The organism is Bacillus sp. AMCV2 (assembly GCF_056033925.1).
In genome coordinates this window covers 2546516-2565239 of record NZ_JBVYIB010000002.1, presented here as the reverse complement: position 1 = coordinate 2565239, position 18724 = coordinate 2546516, and the positions used below count along the sequence as shown (strand labels likewise).

Genomic DNA, 18724 nt, shown 5'->3' with positions numbered 1-18724 from the left:
AGAACATATTCGAATCATTTTTATTCCAAACAAGAATGCCATCGCCATTTCATACGAAACGGCACTATCAATGGCTAATATTAATTAATATTTGATTGCACCTTCAGCCCCTGAAGCTCCTGATTTCGCAAATGGCTTATTTATATCATCCTGTAACGTAGGAACAACAATTGGTTCAGCTGTAGGCGGGTTATTTATATCAGAAATGGGTACAAAAAACGTCATATTGGTGGGAATTCTATCATTGATACTAAGTTGGGTAAGTATTTTCTAAGAACTTATATGTTTTCTTCTGCACAACAACTTTCTAGACAGGGAATACATTCGCTTTAAAAACCCCACTTTTAAAAGTGGGGTTTTTTTGAATTCGTTTTAAGGGTGTTAACTATTCTTCATCTTCAAAGAAACCAAATAGTTTTTCTTCATCATATTCATATTTACGTCCTAGATTATCTGTATCTCTTTCGTGCTGTAAAAGGACCTTATAGTTTTTTCCCTTTGAAGATTCGTCTTCAATAACACTTAGGACGGTTACTTTATCGTTCTCATATGTCTTTGCAAAAAGTCTAATTTCCTCAATTGTATCCTTTAAATCTGTCTCGTCACCATTAAAAAAGTCTAAAGAAACTTCAGTTGTATATTTTTCAATCATGGTTTAGCTCCCCGCTAAAGAATGTTTTAGTTCTTAAAAGATAACGGAAATTGTGTATTTTTACTACTGTCTGCTGTATTAATAATGACACGATGATGAGTCGTAGAAGTGTCTTTTGTGCTTATATTTTTATTAAATTGCTTTCTATAGAATGTCCGCCATGGACCACCTTTGTCACGAGAAGACCAAGCTTGATCGGGCTGTGTCATCGTTAATCTTCTCAGTTCAGCGACATCTACATCTTTTCCATATTGAGTTCTATTACTTGTAGATTTTCGGCTTGCGTCATACTTGTGTCTTTTATACGCATGTTCACTTATAAAATCTTTTTTAATTGTACCACCATTCTTTTTATATGGAACATCTTTAGTGATTTTTGGTTTTTTCGGCTTAGGCTTCGGTTTAGGTTTTGGCACCTTTCTAAGCATTTGAAACTGTGGCGATGCCTTTTCTTGATTTGTAACTGCTGTTGTAATTGTCGCTGATTGTTCTTCGGTATCTGTTAAAGATACTGAAGTTAATTTGTTGTTATGTACAACTAAATTTAACTTTAAAATGGTTGTTTTGTTATCAATATTAGTATAGAAATAATTTACTTGGTTTGTTGAATTTGGACTAAAATCGCTTGAATTAAATAATTCTAATAACTCTTCCTCAGTTATAAGTTTTTTGCCGTTTTTATCAACAATTTTATCTAAACCATTAATTGCTGATTTTTGGAGATGCGCACTTTCTACTTCTTTTGCTTTGACTTCACTGCCATCAATAGCAAATAAAGAAATAAGTAGACTGAAAGTGAGTATTGTCAATAAAACTTTCTTCATATTTTTTCCTCCTTTTTATCTGTTACTCAAGTATTATAACGCAACTAACAAGAAAAAAAAGTATTTTTATCATAAATTTTCAATTGATTGAAAAAAATGATAAAGAGAGATTGAGAGATATTCAATATATGTAAAGATTAATTGAATAGATAATATTCACATCTTAGGCGAACCTTATTATTAAGGTTCATCGATTGCGGAGACTACTCTCTGGTTCAGAAATTCCAATGAAACATTCAGGTGTTGCTCAATTTCGACTAGAAGCAGCTGCGTCAAAAGGAAGCCTATTGGAAGAGTCTAGCTAAGTTGCAACAAATGGATACAAGAGGGGGAACGTCTTCTCAAAAGGGAAGGTAGTTTATTACTGTAATTCATACAATGAGTAAAGCCTCCCAGCGATAAGCGAGGTCAATATTCAGCTTTTATGGTATATTCTTTACTTCGTTCGACAAATTCTGCAAATTGTAGACAACTTCCTGATTATTTGGATAATTAACTGGATAGGAGGGGAAAAGTTGTCATATTTCATTATACTTATCAATCGTTCTATTAATCGGAGCATTGGTAACAGCAGCAGTCGGTATCATCTCTTCAAAAGTAGAGGTAATCTCGCCGAAAACTACAATAGAATCTAAAGAGGAAGAACAGAAAAGTTTTTATACGCTGAAATAAAGCAGAGAAAGAGCATCTCCTGCGGGGGTGTTTTTTATAGAGGAGTTGGAAAAACTGAATCAGACTAATTTACTTTTAAGATTCACCCTTGAAATGGCTGCACTAATCTCCTTAGGGGTGTTTGCTTGGATAAGCTTTAATGGTTATTTTAAATATGTTTTAACTTTGGTTTTACCTATTGGAGTTATGATTGTCTGGTCTGTATTTGCAGTACCTCATGATCCTAGTCGAAGTGGACAAACTGTAATAGCTGTAAACGGGGTAACGAGGTTAGTTATTGAATTATTGATCTTTGCAATGGCTGTTGCAGCGCTTTATTTTAGTCATTTAAAACCAGTTGGTATTGTCTTTTTATGTCTAATAATACTCCACTACATCTTTTCAGCTGAGCGTATCAAATGGCTTCTAAATCAATAGTTTTTAATTTCAGCACTCGTTATTAGAGTGCTTTTTATCATTCTCTGTAGAGCCAGTGATTCTCAGATTAGATTATTGAAGGTTAACGGCTTGGGCACAGTTGCAGTTTAGAACGCATTTTCCAATAAAGAGGGCGCTTATTTGAAATTCATCATTAAACAATTGTACAAAAGTAAAATTTGTATTTAAAATGTAGTAATAAATAGAAATTCTACGTAGGAGGCTATCTTGTGGAAGAAAAGAAAAAAGCTTTAATCATTGTGGATGTGCAAAAAGCCTTTGATGATAAAAAATGGGGGGAACGAAATAACGTAAAGGCGGAAGAAAACATTAGTAAAATACTAAAATTATGGAGAGAAAAAGGATGGACAGTCATATACATACAACACACTTCTGATAAACCTCATTCTTTATTCCATCCAAAGAATGAAGGGTTTGCGATAAAGGAAATAGTTAAGCCTATGGATGAAGAAAGCATTATAACCAAGACAGTAAATAGCAGCTTTATTGGAACGAATTTAGAAGAACTCTTAAAATTAAATGAAATAACAACTGTAGTCATAACTGGTTTAACCACGCCTCACTGTGTATCAACAACCACAAGAATGAGTAGTAATTTAGGGTTTGATACATACCTGATTTCAGATGCAACAGCAGCCTTCGGAATGAGAGACCAAAATGATACATATTATGATGCGGCGACTATTCATAATATATCTCTAGCTACATTGCATGATGAATTTGCCACAATATTGACAACTGATCAATTAATAAATGATTTTATAAAAACTCACTGATGAAAAACATTTTGCACAGTAAAACGGCAGGCGCCTTTCCAATAGGAAGGGCGCTTTAATTCGATTTCCTGCTTTACTTGCTCATAGGAGATGTATCAATGTTTCTTTATCGACAAGCAAGGGCAGATGAATGAAGCAAAGTGGCAAAGCTATTCCATGAATCTTTCAATCAATATCCTTTTATGGATTTACTCGTAAAACGCTAAAAAAAGATCATTCATTTATTTTATTTTTGAAATGCATAAAGTACTGACAAGAGCATATTTTAAAAAGCATTTCTTTTTTGTTGACATTCAGAATGGTGAAATTGTTGTTGCCGCTCTATTAAAAACATCGTGATAAACCCGACATTAACTTGATCGATTATATAGCAGCAGGGGGGGAACATTAATCAAAATGAGGCTAAAAAAATCTTCCAAATCCTTAAAAGAGCCGGCATGGTATTTAGAAGTATTAGGAGTTTCGCCATTTTATCAAGGAAAGAGTTTGGGCAGCAAAATGATTAATGACTGTCTCATCCCTTTTATTTCAAAATGCGGGGGCGGCATTTTGGCACTTATCATGAATACTGATCTCAATAGATCATTTTACAAATCGTACTGATTTTATATTTAAAGATTAACATAACCTTTCATAAAGATGGAGGTCGAATGAATGTCTTCAAAAGAAAAAAAAGAGTGTAACCATTTTGACGGAAAGTCAATTGTCTTCGAGAGCATTTAAAGATGAAGCGTATGAATTTTATAAAGAATTGCGAAAATCACAGCCTCTCTACCCATTATCTTTAGGAGCTCTGGGGAAAGGCTGGCTCATATCGAGATATGATGATGCAATACATTTATTAAAGAATGAAAAATTAAAGAAAAACTATGAAAATGTAATTACCGCAAAAGAAGAGAAACTTCCTGTTCTATTGAAGAATGAAGAGCCTTTGACAAAGCATATGCTTAATTCAGATCCCCCTGATCACAATCGTTTGCGAACTCTTGTTCAGAAAGCATTTACTCATCGAATGATTTTGCAGTTGGAAGACAAAATCCAACATATAGCAGATTCTTTATTGGATAAAGTACAACCCAACAAACTCATGAACCTAGTAGACGATTATGCGTTTCCTTTGCCGATTATCGTGATAAGTGAAATGCTTGGCATTCCCCTAGAAGATCGTCAAAAATTCAGAGTGTGGTCGCAAGCAATTATTGATTTTTCAGATGCCCCTGAAAGACTTCAGGAGAATGATCATTTGTTAGGAGAATTTGTTGATTATCTGGAATCCTTAGTTCGCAAAAAAAGGAGAGAACCTTCAGGAGATTTAATCAGTGCATTAATTCAAGCGGAAAGTGAAGGCACACAATTAAGTACAGAAGAATTGTACTCGATGATTATGCTGCTTATCGTTGCAGGTCATGAAACAACCGTAAACTTAATCACCAATATGACATATGCTCTGATGTGTCACGGTGATCAATTTGAAAAGCTCCGCCAGCAGCCGGACCTGATGAATTCAGCCATAGAAGAAGCATTGCGGTTTCACAGCCCTGTTGAGTTAACGACTATTCGCTGGACGGCTGAACCGTTTATACTGCATGGGCAGGAGATTAAACGGAAAGACGTGATCATCATTTCTTTAGCATCAGCAAACCGTGATGAAAAGATATTTCCAAATGCCGACATATTTGATATTGAAAGAAAGAACAACCGCCATATTGCTTTTGGCCATGGCAATCATTTTTGCCTTGGTGCACAGTTAGCCCGCTTAGAAGCCAAGATTGCGATTTCCACCTTATTACGCCGCTGTCCAAATATACAGTTAAAAGGCGAAAAGGAACAAATGAAATGGAAAGGGAATTTTCTGATGAGAGCACTCGAAGAACTGCCGCTTAGTTTTTAATTTTTTGGGGGATATGTGATTTTCAAACATATCTCGTTTTACTCCTCAAATTAGATTAAACGATAGTAAAAGCTGTAACATAAAAATTTGATATGATAGCTTTTCAAAAACAAAGTTTAGGATTATTTATGCCTACCGGACATGAAAATGTCTTGCAAACACCAATAGTTTCCCCCTATCGGTGTTTTTTATTTGTTTTCAGCCTCATTTGGACAAACAGCTGTTACATAGTAAACGTTTGTTAAGATAAAATAATGGAGGGCATAGTTTCTAATGAGAAAAATAATAATAGTGTAGACTTTCTGTTTTGTGAATTTTAACAGTTTTTGTTCGAAGAAAAAGGCAATAGGGCACCGCAAATTAAATTTTCGGTGAGACCGCAATAACTTTTTGGCTTCTGATAAGTTTCTTATGATGTTGGTATCAAGTCACACAAGTACATAACTCTCCCAGGACTTTTTTCTGCGATAATAATTTTATTCTGTAAATAATGTTTTAAAAGGATTTAAATTTAAATAATATTTGATTAACGAATAAAAATTCGTTATGATTTAAATCAGATGAAATATAATTCTATTGAGGGTATTGGGGGTTATGAAATGGGTATTACGCTTGACGAAACTGATAAGGCCATTTTAAGAGAATTGCAGGAAGATGCTTCAATATCAAATTTAAATTTATCTAAGAAAATTGGGCTTTCACCATCAGCTTGCCTTGCAAGAACAAAGAACCTATTAGAAGCAGGTATAATTAAAAAGTTTACGACTATTGTTGATGAGAAAAAACTTGGAATCGAAGTCACAGCACTAGCTCTCATCAACTTATCACCTTTAAATAGGGAGACAATTCATTCATTTTTAGAGGATATAAACAAATTCCCACAGGTTCAAGAATGCTACACACTTACAGGAAGCCATGACTATATGCTTAAGATTGTGGCGAAGGACATGGAGAGTTATCGGAATTTTATCATTGATTCATTAATGCAGAACCCTGCTATTAGTGGAGTTGACACAAGCATAGTCATGAGTACAGAAAAAAGAACTGTCAGTGTGCCAATTGATGAAATGTAGGAGGTTGTTGATTTGAATAAAAATAAAGAATCGTTACATTTAAGCTCTCCTGCTATAAACACTCATATGAATAAGAGAAGTCAAATATGGGCTGCATTTCGTTCTGCATTCCCATATACAATTCCGATTTTTGCGGGGTTTTTGTTTTTGGGGATAGCTTATGGAATCTTTATGCATTCTTTGGGATTTAGCGCAATCTATCCAATCATCATGAGTTTTATGATATTTGCGGGCTCAATGGAGTTTGTTGCAGCGAATTTTTTACTTGGTGCGTTCAACCCTATGAATGCTCTTTTTTTGACGTTAATGGTCAATGCCCGGCATTTGTTTTATGGAATTTCCATGTTGGATAAGTACAGGGGGACTGGAAAGAAAAAGCTTTATCTGATTTTCGGAATGTGCGATGAATCATTTTCTATTAATTATACCGCTAATGTTCCGGCGAATGTTGACAAGGGCTGGTTTATGTTTTTTGTGACACTGCTTAATCATTTATATTGGGTCGCGGGGGCAGCGATAGGAGGGATTTTTGGGTCGTACGTGAAGTTTAATACCGAAGGGCTTGATTTTGTGATGACTGCTCTGTTTATTGTGATATTCATAGAACAATGGATGAAAGAGAAAAAGCATTACAGTGCTCTCACAGGACTTGGACTTTCAGTAGCCAGTCTTATCATTTTTGGCGGAAACCAATTTATTATTCCTGCTATGCTCGCCATTTTAGGGGTACTGACTGTTTTGAGAAAACCATTGGAGAAAGCTGAGGTTTCCGTATGACGATGACTATGACGCAGCAAATGATCACCATTGCAATGGTCGTGCTTGGAACAATGCTGACACGGTTCCTTCCATTCATGATTTTCCCTTCAGGCAAACCGACACCGAAATATGTACAGTATCTTGGCAAAGTACTGCCATCAGCGGTAATTGGGCTTTTGGTCATTTATTGTTTAAAAGATGTGAGTCTGCTTTCTGGAAGTCATGGCATTCCTGAATTGGTTGGGGCAGCTGCAGTTGTACTGCTTCACTTGTGGAAGAAAAATATGCTTCTTTCCATAGCGGGGGGAACCGTTGTATATATGGTTTTGGTGCAATTGGTTTTTTAACCGATATCAGAAACTATCAACATGATCATGCTTTTATTGAACTTGATAAAAATATATAAAACTGACACAAACTTATTTTGGAATCAACACTGCGCCAGTGCAAATAGCATCTGTAATGTTTCCTGGCTATTCAAGAAGTGTCTACTTTAATCGGAGGATATATAATGTCAAAAAAAGTGTCTGCTTCCTATATCATCATTATAGGATTAATGCTATTTGCATTGTTTTTTGGAGCAGGAAATCTCATTTTTCCGCCTATGCTTGGTCAAATGGCTGGAAAAAATGTATGGATCGCTAATGCAGGTTTCTTAGTGACCGGAGTTGGATTGCCATTACTGGCTATAACAGCATTTGTTTTTTCGGGTAAACAAAACTTACAGTCGTTAGCCAGCCGTGTTCACCCGGTGTTTGGCATTGTATTTACGACGATTCTCTATTTGGCAATCGGGCCTTTTTTCGCTATCCCGAGATCAGGAAACGTATCGTTTGAAATTGGGGTAAAACCTTTTTTATCAAATGATGCAGGCCCTGTCTCATTGATCATATTTACAATATTATTTTTCGCATTGGCATGCTTGTTATCACTTAATCCTTCAAAAATCATTGATATAGTTGGAAAATTTTTGACGCCAATTAAGCTGACATTTATCGGATTGCTTGTAGTGGTAGCTCTTATTCGCCCAATTGGAACCATTCAAGCACCATCAAAAGGGTACACATCACAAGCGTTTTTTAAAGGATTTCAGGAAGGATACCTCACTCTGGATGCCCTTGTAGCATTTGTTTTTGGAATTATCATTGTGAATGCATTGAAAGAACAAGGAGCTTCTACCAAAAAACAGCTGATGGTTGTTTGTGCAAAAGCAACCACGATTGCTGCTACACTTTTAGCCCTTATCTATACTGCTCTTTCATATATGGGGGCTTCCAGTGTTGAAAAGCTGGGGATTTTAGAAAATGGAGCAGAGGTTTTGGCTAAGGTTTCATCCTATTATTTTGGATCTTATGGTTCAATCTTATTGGGCTTAATGATTACAGTGGCGTGTCTGACGACAAGTGTCGGACTGATCACAGCGTGTTCTTCATTTTTTCATGAATTATTTCCGAACATTTCTTATAAAAAAATTGCTGTCGTTTTATCAGTGTTTAGTACGCTTGTCGCAAATATAGGATTAACCCAGCTCATTAAGGTGTCAATGCCTGTCTTACTGACGATGTATCCTATCGCGATTTCCTTAATATTTTTAACGTTTTTGCATTCTGTATTTAAAGGGAAGACAGAAGTGTATCAAGGCAGTTTATTATTCGCATTCATCATCAGCCTATTTGACGGTTTGAAGGAGGCGGGAATAAAAATTGAAGTTGTGAATCATATTTTCACTCAGATTCTTCCTATGTATAACATAGGGCTGGGGTGGCTCATTCCAGCTATTGCAGGGGGAATATGCGGCTATATACTGAGTATATTCAGAACAAAAACAAGTTGATCAATCAACAGCAATATCACTCAGATCTGCAGGAAGGATAAAGTGCTTGCATGTTTTTAATCTCATTTGGACAAACAGCTGTTACATAGCATAATGTATTTTATGAAGGTAAAAATCATCGAGTGTCCGCAATACCTTTTATAAGGGATATGAAGAAGAAAAGGATAGAGAAACTAGGGTAGAGGAGTAAACCACAGGTTTGCTTCTCTTTTTTTATGTTTATAAGAGAATCCTCGTGAATTTATATTAGGAAAGATTAAGGAGGTATTAGGGGATTTTCATAAAAATATTTTGACATTTCAGTAAAGAGCAGATATATTTATATATGAACACATGCTCATATATAAATATTGTTTGCACCATGTTAGAATGCTTCATAACAGATTTGAAATAATAAATACATATGTATCAATAAACTTTAGTTAAGGAGGAGTTTTTTATGGGGCACAATCATAGTCACAATCATAATGAAGGAGCAAATAAAAAGGTTTTATTGATCTCTTTTATCATGATTACAGGTTATATGATAATAGAAGCTATAGGTGGATTTTTAACAAATAGTCTGGCGCTTTTATCAGATGCAGGCCATATGCTGAGTGATTCAATTTCATTAATGGTTGCCCTGATTGCTTTTACATTAGCTGAAAAAAAGGCAAATCACAATAAGACATTTGGCTATAAACGATTTGAGATTCTTGCAGCTGTGATAAACGGTGCTGCCTTAATTCTTATTTCTCTTTATATCATTTATGAAGCAATCGAACGCTTCTCTAATCCACCAAAAGTAGCAACAACCGGCATGCTTACAATTAGTATCATCGGGTTAGTTGTGAATCTATTGGTCGCTTGGATTATGATGAGTGGCGGAGATACAAAGAATAATCTGAATATAAGAGGAGCTTATTTACATGTAATAAGCGATATGCTCGGCTCTGTAGGTGCCATTTTAGCAGCCATACTTATCATCTTCTTTGGATGGGGCTGGGCAGATCCATTGGCTAGTATCATTGTGGCTATTCTTGTTCTAAGAAGCGGTTACAATGTGACTAAAGATTCCATTCACATCTTAATGGAAGGAACTCCAGAAAATATCGATGTCTCTGATATCATTCGTACAATTGAAGGGACAGAGGGAATTCAAAACATTCATGATTTACACATATGGTCTATCACAAGCGGATTGAATGCTCTTTCTTGCCACGCAGTTGTTAACGATCAACTGACCATTTCAGAAAGTGAAAATATTTTACGCAAAATTGAACATGAACTTGAGCATAAAGGCATTACGCACGTAACCATTCAAATGGAAACCGAAGCGCATAATCACGACAATGCGATCCTTTGTCAGCCAAAAATAGAGAAGCCATGTGACCACCATCACCATTAAATTTTTTATCTAACTTTATAGTGAGGAGATCAACTAGCATTTTGCAGATTCTGTCTACTGACAATTTGAAATTGGCGGGGTGATAATGTGTACGACACTATAGTAATCGGGGCTGGTCAAGCAGGGATCTCGATAGGATATTATCTTAAGCAGTCCGATCAAAAGTTTATCATTTTGGATAAAAGTCATGAAGTGGGGGAGAGCTGGAAAGATCGGTATGACTCATTAGTTTTATTTACTTCTCGAATGTATAGCTCTTTGCCTGGAATGCATCTTGAAGGAGAAAAACATGGATTTCCTTCAAAAAATGAAATTGTTGCTTATCTAAAGAAGTACGTTAAAAAATTTGAAATTCCAATCCAATTACGGACAGAAGTAATAAGTGTCCTAAAAATAAAGAATCATTTCTTAATAAAAACAAATCGGGAAGAATATCAAACGAAGAATCTTGTCATTGCTACAGGTCCTTTTCATACCCCTAATATTCCATCAATATCAAAGGATTTAGCTGATGATATTAATCAACTACACTCATCACAATATAAGAATTCAAAACAATTGGCATATGGAAATGTACTAGTAGTTGGTGGTGGGAATAGTGGTGCTCAGATAGCTGTTGAATTATCCAAAGAAAGAGTTACATATTTAGCCTCTAGTAATAAACTAGTTTATTTCCCTTTAATGATCGGAAAAAGAAGCATCTTTTGGTGGTTTGATAAATTAGGAGTTTTAAATATAAGTCATACATCAATAGTAGGCAAATTCATTCAAAAGAAAGGTGATCCAATATTTGGGCATGAATTAAAACATGCAATAAAACAGAAGGAGATCATCTTAAAAAAAAGAGTCATTGCCGGAAAGCAAAATGAAATCATTTTTAAAGATTCATCTACATTAGAAGTAAACAATATTATTTGGGCTACGGGTTTTAGGAATCCCCTATGTTGGATAAATATAAAAGGTGTTTTGAATAAAGAAGGCCGAATCATACATCATAGAGGTGTTTCACCTGTAGAAGGATTGTACTTTATAGGTTTGCCTTGGCAGCATAAGCGAGGTTCAGCGTTGCTTCAAGGCGTAGGAAATGATGCTGAATACATTGTAAAACAAATGAACGGTGAATAAACGAAGCAGAGCAGTAACTCACATGTTTACTGCTCTATTTTATTGTGAATAAGGGTAGCGAAGTGGAGATGCGCCTTCTCTTTTATTTAAGAAGGTAGAACATAGAAAGAGAAAAAGCACTTTAAGACATACTCATATTTTTATGTTCAACAATGGTCTTAAGGAGACTGCGCATTGAATTTGTCAGGTATGCATCTTTATGGCGTATAAAGATTGTTGAGATACAGCTGTCTTTCTCAGGTAATGGGTGACAATAAACCTTACCTTGTGCAGCAAGATGCATAACAGCAGATTCCGGTACCACTGTTATACCGAGTCCAAGTGCAACACTATTTAAGATTGTCTCCAGGATGTTAAACTCCATCATTCTGTTTGGGAGCACACCTTCATCTTTGAGCCATTGTTCAAGCCTAGACCGATACCCGCACCCCTGATTAAAAACAAGAATCGGAGTCGTTGAAAAATCCTCTATATTAAACGTTTTGTTACTGGTTACAAGAGTAAGTTTTTCAGTATAAACATCATACTGTTCCAGAATAGAATGTTTCAAAGGGCCTGAAATAAAAGCTCCGTCTAATTCGTGATTCATGACCTTTTTAATAAGTTCCTCTGTTAGACCAGCCTGCAATGATAAATCCACATTAGGATACTTTTTATAATAGGAAGCTATGATGGTCGGCAGTATCCTCACTGTTTCCACTGTACCGATTTTTAATATTCCAGACGGTATATCAGTATCTAGAAAGACTTGCTCCAGTTCTTCAACATCTTTCAAAATTTTGTTAACGTATTCAATCATTTTTCGGCCCTCTGGGCTTAGTGAAACCCCTTTTTTATGGCGATTGAAAAGAGGTGTTTTGAGCTCATTCTCTAATTGCTTAATCCGCGCAGTTACATTAGATTGTACATAATTTAACTCTTTTGCAGCACCGGTAATACTCTTGTGATGGGCTACGCATTTGAAAATTTGTAAGTCTCGCAGTTCCATGAAGATCCCCCCTTCATTAAAGTATCATTATTAATGATGTTTTTCATCACTTTTGTTCATTTTACTTGATGCTTACTTCTTTTTATAATTCTCATTGTAATTTTAAAGAAAAGGAGGGGAATTCAATGAAAAAAGGTCAATTATTCATTGGTGCCCTTACATGTTTAGTAGCAAGTATGTCTTGGGGCGCGATGTTTCCAGTTGCAGATCATGCATTAGAATTTATTGATCCGTTTTATTTTTCATTTATTCGCTACGGTGTGGTAACGATTATGTTAGTGATTTTATTATTGGTGAGAGAAGGAAAAAAATCATTTCATTTAGAAGGTAAAGCAAAATGGATCATTTTATTTGGGGTGATGGCGTTTACTGTATACAATGTTCTTATTTTTTTAGGTCAAAGGTTGATGGGGAAGTCTGGAATTATGACAGCATCCATTGCCGAGGCACTCATGCCGATGCTTTCAATTGTTATTCTATGGGGATATAAACATGTGAAACCTAAAAAATACACAATGATCAGTATATTGATTGCCTTTTTGGGGGCTTCGATGGTCATAACCAAAGGTAATATAAGTTTCTTTTTTTCATTAGGGGATCATCTATTCTCGCTACTCTTTATATTAATTGGTGTTTTAGGATGGGTTGTCTACACAATGGGGGGACAGTTATTCCAAGAGTGGTCCACACTTCGTTATTCAACATTGACATGTTTATTCGGCACAGCTATAACAGGAATCATGACAGCTATACTTACCGCGCAAGGTTACGTGTCGGTACCGAGTATTAAAGTGATTGCAGCAATTAAGTATGATTTTTTATTTATGATTACTTTACCAGGTATCATAGCCCTCCTTGGTTGGAACTATGGCATTAAAATCCTATCATCCATTAATGGGATTTTATTTATTAACTTTGTCCCCATTACTACATTGTTAATCATGGTGATCAAAGGATATAACATAACTGCATTTGATATAGTAGGAACACTGTTTGTGATTATTGGACTTATTTTAAATAACATATATCAGCGTAAGGAAGATTATAAGCAGGTATTACAAAAAGAAAAAACACATTTGACTATCACTTAGACGGTGGGGGATTTAAAATGTTTGAAGGTTTATTGTTTTTTATTTCAGCTGGAATTGTCTGTGAACTTGCTGCAATTAATAGAAATGGCCGCAAAAATATAAAGCAACAGGCGGAATTGATTCAAATTTTAAAAGAAAACCTTAATAAAGACATTAAATAAATCAAGATGGTTGGATATTATTGAAACACACCAGAAAATTCAGGTGTGTTTTTATTTTGCTTTTTATTTTAAGTCTTAAAACGTCACCAATCGCTAGTTGAATACTATGGGAACCACTCTCCATACGGAAAAGATGATTATTTACATCATTCAGAGTTGATTTTAGGTTCTTTTGAACTTATAATGTTACATATACTGTTTTTTGTTTATTCAGAAAAAACGGACGTTATAAAAATAAAAGAAAATATTTACATCGGAGGTGTACGCCTTACTAGGTAAGGCAAATCATTGACAACCATTAACCTTATCATCTTTACTCTTTTAATTGTCTTGACAGCATTTTTTGTTGCGACTGAATTTGCGATAGTAAAGATCAGGTCATCAAAAATTGACCAACTCATATTAGAGGGAAAAAAAGGTGCCGTATCAGCCAAAAAGGTCATTACTCATTTGGACGAATATTTGTCAGCTTGTCAATTAGGGATCACGGTTACAGCGTTGGGAATTGGCTGGGTTGGAGAATCGACTTTTGAAGTGATTTTGCACCCCTTATTTGTTCATTTTCATGTAAGTGAAACAGTCTCACATGTATTGATCTTAGTGATTGCTTTTGTGATGGCGACTTTTTTGCATGTTGTAGTTGGAGAACTTGCTCCTAAAACACTCGCTATCCAAAAAGCGGAAACCATCACTCTTTTGACTGCAAAGCCAATTATTTGGTTTTACCGCATCCTGTTCCCTTTTATATGGTTTTTAAATGGTTCAGCCCGGTTTATAGTAGGACTCTTCGGTTTGAAACCTGCATCAGAACATGAACTTGCTCATTCTGAAGAAGAACTGCGCATCTTACTGTCTGAAAGCTATAAGAGCGGTGAAATCAATAAAAATGAGTTGAAATATGTAAATAATATTTTTGAATTTGATGAAAGAATCGCCAAAGAAATTATGATTCCGAGAAGAGAGATCGTAGCGATTTCTAGTGAGGATTCTTATGAAACTATTGTTAAGACCATTAAGACAGAGAGCTATACAAGGTACCCCGTCCTAAATGGAGATAAAGATTCAATCATTGGTTTTATCAATGCTAAAGAGTTCTTGTCAGCTTATATTGACACAGACCAGAAGATAAAAGAGAATTTCAAGTTAGAAAATCATATCAACCCTGTTATCCATGTTATTGAATCCGTTCCAATTCATGATTTATTGGTAAAAATGCAAAAAGAGCGAACACACATCGCTATTCTTGTGGATGAATATGGCGGCACTTCAGGTTTAGTCACTGCTGAAGATATTCTTGAAGAAATTGTTGGGGAAATCAGAGATGAATTTGATGAAGATGAAGTGCCTGATATTAGAAAAGTAAATGATAATCACTATATCTTAGATTCGAAAGTGCTCATTGAGGATGTAAATGATTTATTGGGAACGACGTTAGCAAGTGACGAAGTGGATACAATAGGCGGCTGGTTTATAACTCAACAAATAGACGCTGCAGTTGGGTCCGTTATAGAAGCCGATGGGTATATTTTTAAAGTGCACAAAACAGTTGGCCGGCATATTAATTATTTAGAAATTGTCCGGAAAAAAGAATAACATCTGGATAAAACACATGAGATTTTGACTAATAAGATGCTTAAAGCCTGAGATGAAAATTTCATCCAGGCTTTTTTAAACAATGATCTTGCAGTTTAAGCAGGTAATCATTATCGAGGTTCAAACGTTTCTCAGCAAACAAGGAGGCTTGGATATCTATAGCTCTTTTACCATTACCTTCTCGCCATTAAAGTCGAGTTCACCATTAAATCGAAAACCAAACCTTTGATAAAGGCGTAGAGCATGAATATTATTTTCAAATATACTCAAATAAATTCTCTTGCATTTATATAGCTCAGCAAGGTGCTGAATGAGGGCTTTAAGCATTTTCTTCCCTAATCCTTTTCCCTGATAGCGTTCGTCAATAAAAAATCGGTCAAGCCAGACTCGTCCATTTTTATTATCTTCATCATACTCTGGAAACAATCCATACATTGCAAAACCGACTAGATCTCCTTCATAGTAAAGCCCGACAGGTTTATAATAGTGACATTCTTTTGCATCCTCTAAACATACTTTTGTAGATTCAATATATGATAATTGATTCTCGCTGACATGTAGATCAAGAATTGCAGCACGATTATCATCAGTTACTGCTTTTATTTTTATACTCATACTACATTCTCCTTTTTTCTTATCCCGGTTAGGCTGCGGTTTATGGTGATGGCAGATGAAATCCTGATATTGCTAAATCTCAGCTTAAACTATATTCACGTCAAACAACATGTAGCCTATCAAATTAAGTACCTTTTCTTATTGTGCCTAACCAGAGGCATTCCCTGCATCCAAATGACTTGACTTTATAGAGAATGAATTAATTTAAAGCTGTAGCATCATTCTTTTTTTCTTTCCAAACCATTGTAAGACCAAGGCCGACAATCATAACGAAACCTGCAAAAAGGAAAGGATAATGAATGTTAAGATCAAATAGTATACCGCCTAGAGCAGGTCCAAATATATTTCCCAGGCTGGTGTATGTGGAGTTCATGCCTGCTGCGAAACCCTGCTGGTTACCGGCCATATTGGATAAATGAGCGGTTAAGGCCGGGCGTAGCAAATCGAACGCCAGAAAAATAAAACAAGTTACAAGCAAAACAGTTAAAAATCCTGACATAACAGTAGACACGAAAGCCAAGATCGCTCCGGTTATTAAGCACAGCTGAATCATTCTTTTCTCTCCAAGTTTGTTGACCAATTTCCCGAATAGTAAAACTTGAATAACTACCGCAACAATGGAACTTATCGTAATAATGGTTGCGATATCTTTTGGTGTGAAGCCAAATTTATGATCAGAAAACAAGCTGAATACCGTTTCATAAGCTGATAAACCAAAAGCCATTACAAAGACGATAATAAATGCAATGAAATAGACAGGATGAATGGATATCTTCAAGTCTTTAATGAAATTTGATTCCTTTGTATGAGATGAGAGTTGATGGCGTTCTTCTATCGACAATGACTCTTTTAGTATAAAAACGGAAGTGACAGCTGCTATTAACGCGATGGCGGAGGCGAAGAAAAACGGCATGCGGATACCAAAGCCGGCAATAAATCCTCCCGCACCAGGCCCAATAATAAAGCCTGTGCTAATTGCAGCAGAAACATACCCCATAGCCTTTGACCTTTCCTTTAGGGTTGTAATATCAGCTACATATGCTGTTACCGCGGGCATGATAAAAGCCGCACTTATACCACCCAATATCCTCGAGAAATAAAATATTGAAACATGGGTCCCTAATCCGAAAATCAACTCAGATAAACTGAATATAAGCAACCCGAGAATAATCATTTTTTTTCTGCCGAATCGGTCAACCCACCTACCTGCAAAAGGTGACGCAATTAACTGAGAAATGGAAAAAGCTGCAACAAGATAACCCATTGTGCTGCCGGATAAATGCATGATTTTCATAAAAGAAGGCATAACTGGAATGATTAAACCGATACCAAGAAATACTACGAAGATGTTGCTTAATAGTATAATGAATATCGTTTTTTGCTCATTTATTGATTTTTTCATCTGAATTCCCCTTTAACTCAATTGAACCCTTTTTACCTATCCTTTTCGCTTGAAGCTTTTTTCAAGTACAATCAAATCATAAGGTATATGGTTACCGTATAGTCAAGGAGGTTTTTATGAGCGAAGATGTTAAGAAGTATTTCACAACAGGGGAGTTTTCGAAGCTCTGCCGTGTAAAAAAACAAACCTTATTTCATTATGATGAGATTGGTCTTTTCTCGCCGGAAATAAAAAAAGAAAATGGGTATAGATATTATTCCTATCATCAATTTGAGATTTTTCAAGTCATCAGTCTATTTAAAGAGCTTGGAGTTCCATTAAAAGAAATAAAGTGTCTAATAAAAGGAAAAACACCAGACAAGATCCTGCATGTTCTAAAAGAAAAGTCTATTGAGATTGATAAAAAAATAAATGAGCTTAAGCAGTTGCAAACGATCTTACATACAAAAGTGGCGCTTACTGAACAAGCACTTGATACTGATTTTTCCTCAATTTCATTTGAGTATTTACATGAAGAAAAATTTATGTTAAGCCGAAAAACATTAAACTTACCGGAACGAAAATATGTGGCTGCCATTTCAGAACTCATTCATGAAGTTCAGCAATATGAATTAGATGAAGGATATCCGATAGGCGGAATCTTTGCACGGGAACAAATCTTAGAAAAAGACTTCTACAATTACAGTTACTTTTATATAAAAGTAAAAGATGGGGCAGAGAACATAAATTATCATGTACGACCAAAGGGCCTGTATGCAGTTGGATATGAAATAGGCGGAAATACTGAAGAGGCATACCGGAGAATCATTGAGTTCATTGAAAAGAATGGAATGCAAATAGGGCAAAATGCATATGAGGAATATATGCTGGATGAGATGGTAGTTGACGGGTATGAAAATACATATGCCAAAATCCTCCTTCAAGTTAAGGAGGTGTAAGATTACGAGATTTTCATATGGAAAAATTGCTTCTATTGTGTGCCCAAAAAGAATATAAACTGGTTTAATAAGCAGCCCACAAGCGAACTTCAAAACTGCACCATTGAGTAAAAAGCAATGTCAATCTTTATTCGCTGGTGTAATTATTACTAGTGAAAAGGGCAAGGAGAATAAAATGGACTTCAAAGGGGCTTAATCATGAAAATGAATTATAAAATGAAAGAAGTTCAAAGAAAATACCAAAATGGATTGTGAAACGCGGGGCTTGCTTGTTGGTGGGGGTTAAATATCAATAACAAGTTGGTAAAAGGTTAATGATGGTGCCAATTTTATTCATCTGTTATGTTTTATTTTTAAATCCTGAAATTATACTTGAAGAGCAATGTCCTATTAAGCCTCACAGCCAAAGGGGAGGACATTTTATTTATTTTTAAAGAGTGCATTAATTACTGAATTTAAAGACATAAGGAAAATAAAATAGTAATCTAGTATGAAAATTCAGTTA

The 18724-nt window shown here is 35.5% G+C and carries 18 protein-coding genes and 1 pseudogene; 14 read left to right on the top strand and 5 right to left on the bottom strand.

Going from position 1 to position 18724, the window contains the following annotated elements; genetic code table 11:
* Positions 1–88: 88 nt before the first annotated feature.
* Positions 89–333, top strand: a pseudogene (locus AC0OMA_RS13350) (MFS transporter); the annotation flags it as partial.
* Positions 334–385: 52 nt separating this feature from the next.
* On the opposite strand, the gene AC0OMA_RS13345 reads toward AC0OMA_RS13350, so the two are convergent.
* Together AC0OMA_RS13345 and AC0OMA_RS13340 are read right to left on the bottom strand one after the other, a co-directional pair.
* On the bottom strand, positions 386–652 hold the full coding sequence (locus AC0OMA_RS13345) for a hypothetical protein (protein WP_049141109.1): 267 nt from the start codon (positions 650–652) through the stop codon (positions 386–388).
* A gap of 26 nt (positions 653–678) precedes the next feature.
* Positions 679–1476, bottom strand: coding sequence for a Hook-associated protein 2 (locus AC0OMA_RS13340; RefSeq protein ID WP_474222167.1), 798 nt, complete (start codon positions 1474–1476; stop codon positions 679–681).
* 717 nt (positions 1477–2193) lie between these two features.
* Here AC0OMA_RS13340 and AC0OMA_RS13335 point away from each other — a divergent pair.
* The 9 genes from AC0OMA_RS13335 to AC0OMA_RS13295 all read left to right on the top strand — a co-directional run bounded on the left by AC0OMA_RS13335 (position 2194) and on the right by AC0OMA_RS13295 (position 11431).
* Positions 2194–2565 (top strand): DUF2568 domain-containing protein, encoded by a 372-nt coding sequence (locus AC0OMA_RS13335; RefSeq protein WP_474222166.1) that lies wholly within the window; start codon positions 2194–2196, stop codon positions 2563–2565.
* A 230-nt stretch (positions 2566–2795) separates the two neighbouring features.
* Positions 2796–3362 carry a cysteine hydrolase family protein gene (locus tag AC0OMA_RS13330; RefSeq protein WP_474222165.1) on the top strand — a complete coding sequence of 189 codons (567 nt, stop codon included), beginning with the start codon at positions 2796–2798 and terminating at the stop codon, positions 3360–3362.
* 685 nt (positions 3363–4047) lie between these two features.
* Complete coding sequence (locus AC0OMA_RS13325) at positions 4048–5253, top strand: cytochrome P450 family protein (protein ID WP_474222438.1); 1206 nt, start codon at positions 4048–4050, stop codon at positions 5251–5253.
* Between the two features lie 599 nt (positions 5254–5852).
* Positions 5853–6326 (top strand): azlBCD operon transcriptional regulator AzlB, encoded by a 474-nt coding sequence (gene azlB, locus AC0OMA_RS13320; protein ID WP_015483475.1) that lies wholly within the window; start codon positions 5853–5855, stop codon positions 6324–6326.
* A gap of 12 nt (positions 6327–6338) precedes the next feature.
* Complete coding sequence (gene azlC / locus AC0OMA_RS13315) at positions 6339–7103, top strand: azaleucine resistance protein AzlC (protein ID WP_309530206.1); 765 nt, start codon at positions 6339–6341, stop codon at positions 7101–7103.
* Positions 7100–7432, top strand: coding sequence for a branched-chain amino acid transporter AzlD (gene azlD / locus AC0OMA_RS13310; protein WP_003245988.1), 333 nt, complete (start codon positions 7100–7102; stop codon positions 7430–7432). The genes azlC and azlD overlap by 4 nt, the downstream gene beginning before the upstream one ends.
* A gap of 164 nt (positions 7433–7596) precedes the next feature.
* Positions 7597–8919, top strand: coding sequence for a branched-chain amino acid transport system II carrier protein (gene brnQ / locus AC0OMA_RS13305; RefSeq protein ID WP_322839714.1), 1323 nt, complete (start codon positions 7597–7599; stop codon positions 8917–8919).
* 439 nt (positions 8920–9358) lie between these two features.
* Positions 9359–10306 carry a CDF family zinc transporter CzcD gene (gene czcD, locus AC0OMA_RS13300; RefSeq protein ID WP_474222164.1) on the top strand — a complete coding sequence of 316 codons (948 nt, stop codon included), beginning with the start codon at positions 9359–9361 and terminating at the stop codon, positions 10304–10306.
* 87 nt (positions 10307–10393) lie between these two features.
* Entirely contained in the window at positions 10394–11431 is a 1038-nt protein-coding gene (locus AC0OMA_RS13295; protein ID WP_015384171.1) for a flavin-containing monooxygenase, read from the top strand.
* A gap of 121 nt (positions 11432–11552) precedes the next feature.
* Here AC0OMA_RS13295 and czcR read toward each other — a convergent pair whose 3' ends face one another.
* Positions 11553–12419: a LysR family transcriptional regulator CzcR gene (czcR, locus tag AC0OMA_RS13290; protein ID WP_015384170.1), complete on the bottom strand. Its 867-nt coding sequence runs from the start codon at positions 12417–12419 to the stop codon at positions 11553–11555.
* Between the two features lie 125 nt (positions 12420–12544).
* Between czcR and AC0OMA_RS13285 the strand changes: the two genes are divergently transcribed.
* The 3 genes from AC0OMA_RS13285 to AC0OMA_RS13275 all read left to right on the top strand — a co-directional run bounded on the left by AC0OMA_RS13285 (position 12545) and on the right by AC0OMA_RS13275 (position 15264).
* Entirely contained in the window at positions 12545–13510 is a 966-nt protein-coding gene (locus AC0OMA_RS13285) for a DMT family transporter (RefSeq protein ID WP_063335473.1), read from the top strand.
* A gap of 17 nt (positions 13511–13527) precedes the next feature.
* Positions 13528–13671 carry a YrzO family protein gene (locus AC0OMA_RS13280; RefSeq protein ID WP_014477437.1) on the top strand — a complete coding sequence of 48 codons (144 nt, stop codon included), beginning with the start codon at positions 13528–13530 and terminating at the stop codon, positions 13669–13671.
* A gap of 288 nt (positions 13672–13959) precedes the next feature.
* Complete coding sequence (locus AC0OMA_RS13275) at positions 13960–15264, top strand: hemolysin family protein (protein WP_322839712.1); 1305 nt, start codon at positions 13960–13962, stop codon at positions 15262–15264.
* 156 nt (positions 15265–15420) lie between these two features.
* On the opposite strand, the gene bltD is transcribed toward AC0OMA_RS13275, so the two are convergent.
* Positions 15421–15879, bottom strand: coding sequence for a spermine/spermidine acetyltransferase (bltD, locus tag AC0OMA_RS13270; RefSeq protein ID WP_047182921.1), 459 nt, complete (start codon positions 15877–15879; stop codon positions 15421–15423).
* Between the two features lie 199 nt (positions 15880–16078).
* Positions 16079–17281: a multidrug efflux MFS transporter Blt gene (gene blt, locus AC0OMA_RS13265; protein WP_047182920.1), complete on the bottom strand. Its 1203-nt coding sequence runs from the start codon at positions 17279–17281 to the stop codon at positions 16079–16081.
* 116 nt (positions 17282–17397) lie between these two features.
* Between blt and bltR the strand changes: the two genes are divergently transcribed.
* A complete protein-coding gene (bltR, locus tag AC0OMA_RS13260; protein ID WP_047182919.1) occupies positions 17398–18219 on the top strand; it encodes a multidrug efflux transcriptional regulator BltR in 822 nt (273 codons plus the stop codon).
* The last annotated feature ends 505 nt before the right edge of the window (positions 18220–18724 follow it).